Consider the following 11,024-nt stretch of genomic DNA (forward strand, 5'->3'; position numbering starts at 1 on the left):
GGGCGGGTTCGCCCGCCCCGGGCTCGGAGGCTTCGGGCTCGGGGGCTTCGGGCTCGGGGGCTTCGGGTTCGCTTGCTCCGGGCTCGGAGGTTTCGGGTTCGGGTTCGGGTTCTTCGGGCTCGGAGGTTTCGGGCTCGGGTGTCCAGGGCTCGGGTGCTCACACCGCCACGTCGGTGCGGTGTGCGCCGGCCGGGCGTGGCGCGGGCAGGTGCAGGTGTTCGCGCAGGGTGGTGCCCTGGTATTCGGTGCGGAAGACGCCGCGTTCCTGGAGGATCGGCACCACTTGGTCGACGAATTCGTCCAGGCCGGCGGGGGTCAGGTGCGGTACCAGGATGAAGCCGTCGCCGGCGCCGTCGCGTACGTGTACCTCCATGCGGTCCGCGACGTGTTCGGCGGTGCCGATGAAGGTCTGTCGGGCGGCCACCTCGATCACCACCTCGCGCAGGCTCAACCCGCCCTTGGCCGCCGCGAGTTCGCGCCAGGCGCGGGCCAGCTCGAACGGGTCGCCGCCGGTGCGGACCCGGCCTCGGGCGATCGAGGTGCCGTCGGTGACCGGGTCGAAGTCCGGGAGCGGGCCGTCCGGATCCAGGTCGGACAGGTCTCGGCCCCACACCTGTTCGACGAACTGGATGGCGTTTTGCGGGCTGACCTGTTGCCGACGGATCCACGCGGCCTTGTCGTGGGCCTCCTCGGCGGTGGCGCCGATCACCGCCGTCACCGCGGGCAGGATCTTCAGCTCGTCGGGGCTGCGCCCGTGTCGGGCCGCGCGGCCCTTCATGTCCGCGTAGAAGGCCCGGCCCGCCTCGTACTCGCCGTGCCGGGAGAAGATCACGTCCGCGTGTGCGGCGCCGAACTCGCGGCCGTCCTCGGAGTCGCCGGCCTGGATCAGCACCGGCCGGTCCTGCGGGCTGCGCGGCACGGTGAAGCGGCCCTCGATGGCGAAGTGCCGACCGCGGTAGTCGAATCGGCCCGCTCCGGGAGCCGCGAACACGCCGCCCTCGGCGTCGGCCACGTGTGCGTCCGGGGCCCAACTGTCCCACAGCGTGCGGGCGGCCTCGACGAACTCGATGGCCCGTTCGTAGCGTTCCTCGCGGGGCAGGAAGCCGCCGCGACGGAAGTTCTCCCCGGTCCAGGCGTCCGGCGAGGTGACCACGTTCCAGGCGGCGCGGCCGGCGCTGAGTTGGTCGAGCGAGGCGATCTTGCGGGCGAGTTCGTACGGCTCGTTGTAGGTGGCGGTCGCGGTGGCGGCCAGGCCGATCCGGTCGGTGATCGCGGCCAGTGCGGCCAACACGGTGAGTGCGTCCGGGCGGCCGGCCACGTCCAACTCGAAGATTCTGCCCTGGTGTTCGCGCAGGCGCTGGCCCTCGGCCAGGAAGAAGAAATCGAATTTGCCGCGTTCGGCGGTGCGCGCGAGGTGCTCGAACGAGTCGAAGTCGATCTGGCTGCCGGAGCGCGGATCGCTCCACACGGTGGTGCTGTTGACGCCGGGGAAGTGCGCGGCGAGGTGGATGCGGGTGGGGTGTCGGGGGGCGCGGGACTGCGGGGCGCGGGGGGGTGGGGGTGGGGTGGGGGCTGCTGGGGTGGGGCATCGGTGACCTCTCCTCAGGTCCGGGCGTAGCGGTTGGCGGGCAGCGGGAGGCCGAGGTGTCCGCGCAGGGTGTCGGCGGTGTAGGCCGGCCGGATCAGGCCGCGTTCGCGCAGGATCGGCGCCAGGTCCTCGACGATGCGGTCCAGGTCGTACGGCAGCACGCCCGGGACCAGCGTGAAGCCGTCGACCGCGCCGCCGACGTACCAGCCGGCGAGGCGGTCCGCGAGGGCCTGGGAGGTGCCGGTGAAGCAGAGTCCGCCGGGGACGGGGACGTCCGAGCGGGCATCGAGGAGGGCGCGTTCGCGGCGGGCGTCCGCGTCGGTGGCGGCCAGGTGGACGGTGATCTCGGCGAGCACCCGCAGTTCGCCGGGGTCGCGGTCGTTGCCCTCGGCGATCGCGTGGGCGCGTTCGCGCAGTCGGCGGGCCTCGTCGGGGCCGGACGCGTCGACGAAGAGCACGTCGGCGAAGCGGGCGGCGATCTCCAGCGTGTCGGGGCCCTCCACGGTAATCCCGATCACCGGCCGGCCCTGGGGCGGGCGCGGTGTGATGGAGGGGCCGCGGACGTCGAAGTAGGTGCCCTCGAAGTCGACGTAGTGCAGTTTGTCGCGATCCAGGAACCGGCTCGTGGCCACGTCGCGGATGATCGCGTCGTCCTCCCAGCTGTCCCACAGTCGGCCGACGACGTCGACGAACTCGGCTTGCTCGTCCGTGAGTTCGCCGGCCGGAGCGACCGGTTTGCGGCCGAAGTGGCGGGCCTCGGCGGCGGTCCGGGAGGGCAGCGGCCACCAGCCGGCGCGGCCTCGGCTGACGTGGTCCAAAGTGGCGACCGAGGTGGATACGTGGAACGGCTCGGTGTGGGTGGTGGTCGCGGCCGGGATCAGACCGATGGAGGCGGTCGCCGGGGCCAGCCGCGCGGCCACCGACACCGCGTCGAGTCGGCCCGGGAGGCGGGCGGAGGGTGGGCCGAGCGAGTCGTCGAGTCGGATGAAGTCGAGCAGGCCGCGTTCGGCGGTGTGGGCCAGCTCGACCCAGTAGCGCGGATCGAACAGTTCGGCGGGGCGGGCGTGCGGCGAGCGCCACGCGGCGGGGTGGCGGCCCGCGCCGTCGAGCGCGACACCGAGGTGGAGATGGCCGGTGGTCATGCGAACTCCCTTGTCGTACGGGTGGGTCGGGCCCCGGCCCGGGCGGCGGGCGGGGCGCCGACCGGTGCGGGTCAGGCGACGGCGGCGGGGCGGCGCAGCCGGGCGGAGAACGCGTCGGCGAGTTCCTCCAGGGGTGCGACGCCTTCGGGTTCGATGCGGCCTTGGGCGGCCGGGGTGCCGCCTTGGGCCGGGGAGCTGCCGTGGGTCTCGGTTGCGGCCTCGACGGAGACGAACCGCTCGTGGACGAACCAACCTTGGGCGACGTGGTCGGCGCCGAGCGAGGTCAACACCGGCCGCAGGGCGTAGTCCAGCGCCAAGACGTGTGCGGGGGTGCCGCCGGTGAGCACCGGCAGGATCTCCTTGCCGCGCAGCGCGAACTGCGGGAGCACGTCCAGGAAGGTCTTGAGCACGCCGCTGTAGGCAGCCTTGTAGACCGGGCTGGCGATCACGAGCGCGTCGGCGTCGGCGACCCGGGCCAGCGCGGCGCGCAGGTCGGGGTCGGTGAAGTCGGCGTGCAGGAGGGCCCGGGCGGGCAGGTCGCGCACGGCGAGGGTGGACACGTCGTGCCCGTCGGCGGCCAACCGGGCGGCGACGTGGCGGGCGACGACGCCGGTGCGCGAGGTCGCGGAGGGGCTGCCCCATACGGTCAGGACGGTTGCCATGGGATACCTCGGTTCGGGGTGGCGCGGGTGTCGGTTCGGGGTGGTGCCGGTCGTGTCGGCGTCGGTTCGGGGTGGCGCCGGTGGTGCCGGCGTCGGTTCGGGGTGGTCGAGGAGCGAAATCGGAATGATTGAGGGGTGAGTCAGGGGTTGTTCAGGGGTGGTGTCGTCGGCGGCGACGTGCTAGTGCCGGTGAGTTCCGGGTGGTGGGTAGGGGTTGCCGCAGGTGGCCGGCTGTGCCGATGGGCCGGCGGCGGGGAGAGCGCTCCCACTGGCTTCGCGGTCGGCTGCGCCGGGCGTTTTGGTGGGATGCGGGGCGCGCCGGCCGGGCCGCGACGAGGTTCCGGGGGCCGCGTGGCGGGGCGTGGCGATGGGGCCGATTGTGGGAGCGCCGACGGCGCGGCGGGGCCGCGCGCTTGGGTCAGCTACAACAGGCGGCGCTGGTGACGCGACCGAGGTCGATGTGGAGGCGGGCGGACAGCAGCCAACCGGCGGCGGACATGGCCGCCCCGTTGCTGCGTCGCGCGTACTGCGCCACCGGGATCCCCTCGCTGGGCCATGGCGGAGCGCCACGGCACGATGTTCCGGAACTTAACCCGCCGGGCGGTACTCGGTCAATTGCTCGAAGACGACCGCGACGGTTCGATATGGGGCATTCGTATGGTATTGCTCGGACACTTCGTTGGCGGTGAGGCATGCCACGCCGCGTCGTCTCCCGAGCGGGACGGCCGGGTTCGATTGGCGTCGTTGACCGTGTTGCGGGCCTACGACTACGTGTTCCAGAGCCCTGGGATCCGTGCTTCCCCCCGGTGTCGGACGGGTGTCGGGGAGGCCGGGTGGCAAGCGCCGCGTGGCCATTCGACATTGACAACTCGTCAGGCGGCTCCGTAGCGTCGACGTCGTGAGCCCCGACCTCTTCCTCGTGTCGTGCCGCCCCATCGACCTGTGTCGTGTGGCCGGCGGGCTGTGTCGTACCCGCGGCTGATCTCGCCGCCGCGCCCCTCGGTCCCAGGCACCGGGGAATCCTGAGCTTCCGCTCGGATCGCGCATCCGGCCTTGTGGCGTAAGGCCCTTCCCACTTGCCGAACCACGCCTCGGCGTACCCGTATTCGTAATCCGTGACGGTTTTCGTATGCGTATCGGGACGTTGGGTGCGGTTCGCGTTCTTCGCCATACCCCCACGAGGGGAGAGCCATGCCCGACCATCCGTCCGGCCGCCTCCGCCCCGTCGCCGTCTGCATCGTCGGCGCGGGACCCGGTGGCGCGTCCGTCCTCGAACGCCTGTTGGCCAATGTGCCCGAGTTGCTCGGTGACCGTCCGCTGCACGTGCACGTCGTCGATCCCTACCCGCCGGGTGCGGGTCGGGTCTGGCGGCGGGCCCAGTCACCGCTGTTGTGGGCGAATTCGCTGGCCGCCGACATCACGCTGTTCACCGACGAGGTGTCCACGATCAAGGGACCGATCCGACCGGGACCCTCGCTGGCCGAGTGGGCCCGAGCCCGCGCCGGCGAGTTGCGCGAGGGTCAGGGCACCGATGAACTGAGGCCGTTTGCTGCGGAGTTGGCCGCGTGTGGGCCGACGTCGTTTCCGTCCCGACCGTTGCTCAGCACCTATCTGGCCTGGTTCTTCCGAACCGCGGTCGAGGGGGCGCCGGCCAACGTGCGGGTGATCGTGCATCAGACGACGGTCGTGGACATCACCGACGGTCCGCGCCGACAGCGGGTGCAGTTGGCCGGGCGGCGGCCGGCGCTCCAGGTGGATGCGGTGATCCTGGCCCAGGGGCATCTGGACGCCGAACCCACGCCGACGGAACGCGAGCAGATCAGGTTCGCCCGCCGGCACGGGCTCGCGTACATTCCGACCGGGTACACCGCCGACCTGGACCTGGACGCGCTGCGTCCGGGCGAGCCGGTACTGGTGCGCGGCATCGGGTTGGCGTTCGTGGACCTGATGGTGCGGTTGAGCCATGGTCGTGGTGGCACGTTCGAGCGGGACGCGGCGGGGGTGCTGCGCTACCGGGCTTCGGGGCGGGAGCCGCTGCTGCTGGCGGCCTCGCGCCGCGGGGTGCCGTACCGGTCCAAGACCGGTTACGAGTGGGTGGGTGAACGGCCGCCGCTGCCCAGGTACTTCACCGTGGAGACGGCGCGTGCCGCGGCCCGGGTGGGCGCGGATGTGTGGCCGTTGATCGGCAAGGAGTTGGCCGGTGCGCACTATCACCGACTGTTCACCGCGCACCGCGAGCGCACCACGATGGAATGGGCGGAGTTCGACGCGCGGTTCGCGGCGGCGGCCGACCCGAGCGAGTTGATCGCGCGGGCGGTGCCGGATCCGGCCGACCGGTTCGACCGGGCGTTGTTGGATCGGCCGGTGCAGGGGCGGCAGTTCGCCGACGAGGACACGCTCCAGGAGTGGATGCACGCGCACATCGAGGCCGACCTGACCCGTCGGCACGATCCCGCGTACAGCCAGGATCTGGCCGTCATACACGCGCTGTTGAGCGTGTACGGGGTGGTGTTGCGGCTACAGGACGCGGGTGAGCCGGTGCCCGATCCGGCCCGGCTGCTCGGCTTTTTCAGCTATCTGGCCAGCGGGCCGCCGGGGCCGCGTCTGGAGGAGTTGTTGGCGTTGGCACGGGCCGGGGTGATCCGTTTTCTCGGCGAGGACGTCGAGATATCCGGTGACGAGGACGCGGGCGACTGGCTGGCGAGCAGTGCGAGCCTGCCGGACGTTCGGGTGCGGGCCCGGGCACTGGTGGAGGCCCGGTTGCCGGATCCGTCGCTGGAACGCACCCGGGACGCGCTGTTGCGCCGGCTGGCCGCGCGCGGCGAGGCGTGCCCGGACGCGACGGGCCGGCTGAACACGCGGGCGGGCGACCGGCGGGTGGTCGACGTGCACGGGGACGCGCACCCGGGCCGGTTCGCGGTCGGCTACGGCGTCGCGGGGGGTGCCGGGAGCGCGGGGTTCTCCCGGCCTCGGTTCGACGCCCCGGCGTTTCGGGTCAACGACGCGTTGGTCCGGGGTGTGTTGGATCATCTGCGGGGCATCGGACCCGCCGCCGATCGGGCTCTCGATCGGCTGGAACTTGTGACAGGAGCCACCCAGTGACCACTCAACTCGGCTACGCGAGCCCCGTCGACGTCGACACGTACGGTCCGTACGCGGTCACCGACCCGCAGTATCCGTTCACCGGCCTCATCGGCGACGCCGAATTCCCCGAGGAGGTCGGGCGATATCACCTGTATCTGTCGCACGGCTGCCCGTGGGCGCACATCGCCGCGATCGTGCGACATGCGCGCGGTCTCACCGAGATCGTCGGCGCGTCGTATGTGGACGAGGAACGCGACGGTCGGGGTTGGGCGTTCCGGGAGCGGTTCGGTCCGGATCCGGTGAACGGGTTCGCTCTGCTGCGGGAGGCGTACGAGGCGACGGCGCCCGGGTACGCGGGGCACATCTCGGTACCGACCCTGTGGGACGGGTCCGGCGATCGCATCGTGTCGAACGCGTTCGACGCCATCCCGAACAACCTGGCCACGAGCTTTGCCGAACTGGTCGGCGAACACGCGCCGGACCTGTATCCGGAGGACCTGCGCGAGGCGATCGACATCACCGACACGGACTTCGCGACCGCCGCGCGCAAGGGTGGTCTGTGGACGTCGGAGGAGGGCGAGACGATCAACACGCTGGAGCGCTCGGACGCGCATCTGGCGGACAAGCGCTACCTGTTCGGGGATCGGCTCACCATCTCGGACATCCGGTTCTGGGTGAAGTTGCTGCGCTTCCCGGGCACCTACCGGGCGGCGATCGTCCAGGACGGTCGCACCCTGGTGGACTACCCCAACCTGTGGGCGTACGCGCGAGACCTTTACAGCCGGCCGGAGTTCCGCGAGACCACCGACCTCGCGGTACAGGAGGAGATCCGACTGCGTCGGTTCCCCGAGTCGCCGGCGCTGCCTGCCGCCGAGCAGTGGGCGGCGCCGCAGAATCGGGCGGCGCTGGGCTGATCGCCGGCTCGCCGATCCGACGCGGGGTCGGGTCGGCGTCGGTCCTGCGGGATGCGCGCCGCACGTGGGGACGCGGGTGTGCGCGCCGGGGATCCCGGGGTGCGGGACCGAATGGGGGGTGCGCCGCCGGGCGAGGGGGCCTGCGGCGCATCCCCGAGTACCGGGCGATCCGGTGCGGAGGCCCACCGGATCGCCCGGTCGGTGGGGCGTGGGTGGTCGGGGCGGATGAATCGACCGGGTTGGTGGCCCGGCCGGGTGGAGTGGCCGAGAGGACAGGCCGCGGCCTGCAAAGCCGTGCACGCGGGTTCGAATCCCGTCTCCACCTCGAAGGGCGAAGGGCCGCGCGAACCGCGGGCGGGCGGACCGGGATTCCCGGCGCCGTCCGGCCGACGGAACGCGCGGTGGTCGGATGCGATGGAGTGGCCGAGAGGCAAGGCAGCGGTCCGCAAAACCGTGCACGCGGGTTCGAATCCCGCCTCCATCTCGAAGGGCGAAGGGCCGCGCGAACCGCGGGCGGGCGGACCGGGATTCCCGGCGCCGTCCGGCCGACGGAACGCGCGGTGGTCGGATGCGATGGAGTGGCCGAGAGGCAAGGCAGCGGTCCGCAAAACCGTGCACGCGGGTTCGAATCCCGCCTCCATCTCCGAGTTGGTGTGGTTCGGGGTGTGGGTGCGGGCGCTTCGGCGCGGGCACCGGGTGACCCCGGGGTGAGTGACAAAGTCGGCCGGGGGACGACATCGGTCGACGCGGAAGCGACAAGGGTGGACCCGGGGCGGGTCCGCTGCCGGATGCAACGCGTGGGTGGGGAAAAAGATTCGGGCCCCGGGGGAACCTTGGCCCCTTTCGGGCCGCCCAAAGGATGGACGGCGTTCACCCGCAGTCCCGAGAATGTCCCGGACCTGTCCCTTTCGCTTTTCGGAGGCCCTGGGTGACATTCCGTCAGCAATCGTCTCGACGACGATCCGTGCCGAGTACCCGGCGGCGGCGGATCGGTGTCGTGGCCACGACCGTGGCCGGCGCCCTCGCCGGTGGCGCGCTCGTCATCGCACCCGCTCCCGCCGTCGCGGCGCCCGCCGTGGACGTGTTGCTCGCCGAGGTGTACGGCGGCGGTGGCAACAGCGGCGCGAGCCTGACCAACGACTTCATCGAGTTGGCGAACAAGGGTTCGGCCGCCGTCGCGGTCGACGGCTGGAGCGTGCAGTACCTTCCGGCCGCGCCCAAGCCGACCTCGGCCTGGCAGGTCACCGCGCTGACCGGCGCGGTGGCGCCCGGCGGTCGGTACCTGATCGGCGAGGCCAAGGGCGCCGGCGGCACCCTGGCCCTGCCCACCCCGGACGCGCAGGGTGCGATCAACATGTCGGGCACCGGCGGCACCGTCGCGCTGGTCCGCGGCAACACGGCGCTCACGTGCCTGACGGCGGCCGACTGCCTGGCCGACGGCCGGGTCGTGGACGTCGCGGGCTACGGCGACGCGGTGGTGCGCGAGGGCACCCCGGCGACCGGCGCGTCGAACTCGGCCTCGGTGGCCCGGACTTCGGCGCTCGTGGACACCGACGACAACGCCGCGGACTTCGTCGCGGGCGCACCGACGCCGCTCAACGCGCGTGGCCAGGGTCCGAGCGACCCGGGTCCGGGCACGCCCGAGCCGACCAACGCGCGCATTCACGAAATCCAGGGCACCACCCGGGTATCGCCGAAGAACGGCACTCGGGTGACCAGTGTTCCGGGCGTGGTGACCGGTGTTCGCGGCTTCGGCAGCGCACGCGGCTTCTGGTTCCAGGACGGCTCGCCGGACGATGATCCCCGCACGTCCGAAGGGCTGTTCGTATTCACCGGCACGGTCACCCCGAAGGTCGCGGTCGGCGACGCGGTCAAGGTGACCGGCAAGGTCGAGGAGTTCTATCCGGGCGGCGCGAACGCCGGCGGCCAGTCGCTGACCCAGGTCACCGACGCCACGTGGGTGATCGACGCTTCCGGTCAGGCGCTGCCCGCACCGGTGTTGCTCGACGCGGCGACCCTGCCGGACGCGTACGCGCCCACCGGAACGCCGTCGATCGAGGCGCTCGCGCTGGAGCCGACGAAGTACGCGCTGGACCGATTCGAGTCGCTCGAGGGCCAGTTGACGCGCGTAGGCGAATCGCGTGTGGTCGGCCCGAGCACCTCGTTCGGCGAACTGTGGGTCACCCTGGAGCCGACGCAGAACCCGACGGCACAGGGCGGCACGCTGTACGGCGGGTACGACGCGCAGAACAGCGGCCGGCTCAAGGTCGCGTCGCTGATCCCGTTCTCCCAGGAGCCGTTCCCGCAGGCCGACGTCGGCGACACGCTCACCGGTGAGACCACCGGCCCGCTCACCTACGACCAGTTCGGCGGGTATTCGCTGGCCGCGACCACGCTGGGCAAGGTGGTCAAGGGCACGCTGACGCCGGAGACGACGCGGGACCAGAAGAACAGCGAACTCGCGGTCGCCACATACAACGTGGAGAACCTCTCCCCCAAGGACACCCAGGCCAAGTTCGACCGGCTGGCGAAGGGCATCGTCACCGCCTTGTCCACGCCGGACGTGGTGGCCCTGGAAGAGATCCAGGACAACAGCGGACCGACCAACGACGGTGTGGTCGCGGCCGATCAGACGCTGGACAAGCTGGTCGCGGCGATCAAGGCGGCGGGCGGCCCGGCCTATTCGTGGCGCTCGATCGAGCCCGTCGACGGCAAGGACGGCGGCCAGCCGGGCGGCAACATCCGCAACGCGTTCCTCTTCGACGCTACGCGCGTCGAGTTCGTGGATCGTCCCGGCGGCGGTTCCACGAGCGCGGTGGGTGTGCGCAAGGACTGGCTGGGGCGTACTCAACTGACCCAGTCCCCGGGTCGGGTCTCCCCCGCGGACCCGGCGTGGGAGAGCAGCCGCAAGCCGCTCGCGGCGGAGTTCCGCTTCCGCGGCAAGACGGTGTTCGTGATCGCGAACCACTTCGCCTCCAAGGGCGGCGACCAGGCGCTGGATAGTCGATTCCAGCCGCCGACGCGCAGTTCGGAGGTCCAGCGCGTGGCGCAGGCAAAGGTGCTGCGCCAGTTCGTGGACGAGTTGCTCGCGTCCGACCCGAGGGCGAACCTCGTGGTGCTCGGTGACCTGAACGACTTCGCGTTCTCGCCGACGCTCAAAACCCTCACCGACGGCGGCGCGCTGCGCACGATGGTCGACACGCTGCCGGCGAACGAGCGTTGGGGGTACGTGTTCAACGGCAACAGCCAGATGCTCGACCACATTTTGACCAGCCCGCGGATCAGCCGCTTCGAGTACGACATCGTGCACGTGAACGCGGCGTTCGCGGACCAGGCCAGTGATCACGATCCGCAGGTGTTGCGGGTGCACCCGAGCACGGGCAACGACTTCCTGGATCTGCTGGAGCGGCTGTGGGAGGAGCTGTTCGAGCGGTCCTGAGGTGGATCGACGGGGGCGGGCCCGGGGGGACGGGCCCGACCTCGGTCTCGACTCGGCCGCATCTTGCGCCCGGCGCCGGATTCGGTGCCGGGCGCGGGTCCGGTGCCGGGCGCGGGTCCGGTGCCGGGCGCGGGTCCGGTGCCGGGCGCGGGTCCGGTGCCGGGCGCGGGTCCGGTGCCGGGCGCGGGTCCGGTG

At 71.9% G+C, this 11,024-nt stretch carries 6 protein-coding genes and 3 tRNA genes; 6 read left to right on the plus strand and 3 right to left on the minus strand.

Going from position 1 to position 11,024, the window contains the following annotated elements:
* Positions 1-157: 157 nt before the first annotated feature.
* The 3 genes from ABZ374_RS05495 to ssuE all read right to left on the minus strand — a co-directional run bounded on the left by ABZ374_RS05495 (position 158) and on the right by ssuE (position 3,392).
* Positions 158-1,468 carry an NtaA/DmoA family FMN-dependent monooxygenase gene (locus tag ABZ374_RS05495; protein ID WP_360306425.1) on the minus strand — a complete coding sequence of 437 codons (1,311 nt, stop codon included), beginning with the start codon at positions 1,466-1,468 and terminating at the stop codon, positions 158-160.
* Between the two features lie 134 nt (positions 1,469-1,602).
* Entirely contained in the window at positions 1,603-2,730 is a 1,128-nt protein-coding gene (locus ABZ374_RS05500; RefSeq protein WP_360306428.1) for an LLM class flavin-dependent oxidoreductase, read from the minus strand.
* A gap of 71 nt (positions 2,731-2,801) precedes the next feature.
* On the minus strand, positions 2,802-3,392 hold the full coding sequence (ssuE, locus tag ABZ374_RS05505) for an NADPH-dependent FMN reductase (protein WP_360306431.1): 591 nt from the start codon (positions 3,390-3,392) through the stop codon (positions 2,802-2,804).
* A 1,191-nt stretch (positions 3,393-4,583) separates the two neighbouring features.
* Between ssuE and ABZ374_RS05510 the strand changes: the two genes are divergently transcribed.
* From ABZ374_RS05510 to ABZ374_RS05535, 6 genes are all read left to right on the plus strand, one after another.
* Complete coding sequence (locus tag ABZ374_RS05510) at positions 4,584-6,494, plus strand: FAD/NAD(P)-binding protein (protein ID WP_360306434.1); 1,911 nt, start codon at positions 4,584-4,586, stop codon at positions 6,492-6,494.
* On the plus strand, positions 6,491-7,390 hold the full coding sequence (locus ABZ374_RS05515; protein WP_360306437.1) for a glutathione S-transferase C-terminal domain-containing protein: 900 nt from the start codon (positions 6,491-6,493) through the stop codon (positions 7,388-7,390). Before ABZ374_RS05510 ends, ABZ374_RS05515 begins: the two co-directional genes overlap by 4 nt.
* A gap of 254 nt (positions 7,391-7,644) precedes the next feature.
* A tRNA-Cys gene (locus tag ABZ374_RS05520) sits at positions 7,645-7,715 on the plus strand.
* 88 nt (positions 7,716-7,803) lie between these two features.
* Positions 7,804-7,874 (plus strand) — tRNA-Cys (locus tag ABZ374_RS05525).
* Positions 7,875-7,962: 88 nt separating this feature from the next.
* A tRNA-Cys gene (locus tag ABZ374_RS05530) sits at positions 7,963-8,033 on the plus strand.
* A 354-nt stretch (positions 8,034-8,387) separates the two neighbouring features.
* Positions 8,388-10,829, plus strand: a complete 2,442-nt coding sequence (locus tag ABZ374_RS05535) for an endonuclease/exonuclease/phosphatase family protein (protein WP_360306440.1) — start codon at positions 8,388-8,390, stop codon at positions 10,827-10,829.
* Positions 10,830-11,024 lie beyond the last annotated feature (195 nt).

Origin of the sequence: Embleya sp. NPDC005971, assembly GCF_040629175.1 — a bacterium.
Classification (GTDB): domain Bacteria; phylum Actinomycetota; class Actinomycetes; order Streptomycetales; family Streptomycetaceae; genus Embleya.

Bases quoted from the DNA above. Each gene is read 5' to 3' on its own strand.
- ABZ374_RS05500 (WP_360306428.1), bottom strand. From the start codon at position 2,730: ATGACCACCGGCCATCTCCACCTCGGTGTCGCGCTCGACGGCGCGGGC.
- ssuE (WP_360306431.1), bottom strand. From the start codon at position 3,392: ATGGCAACCGTCCTGACCGTATGGGGCAGCCCCTCCGCGACCTCGCGC.
- ABZ374_RS05510 (WP_360306434.1), top strand. From the start codon at position 4,584: ATGCCCGACCATCCGTCCGGCCGCCTCCGCCCCGTCGCCGTCTGCATC.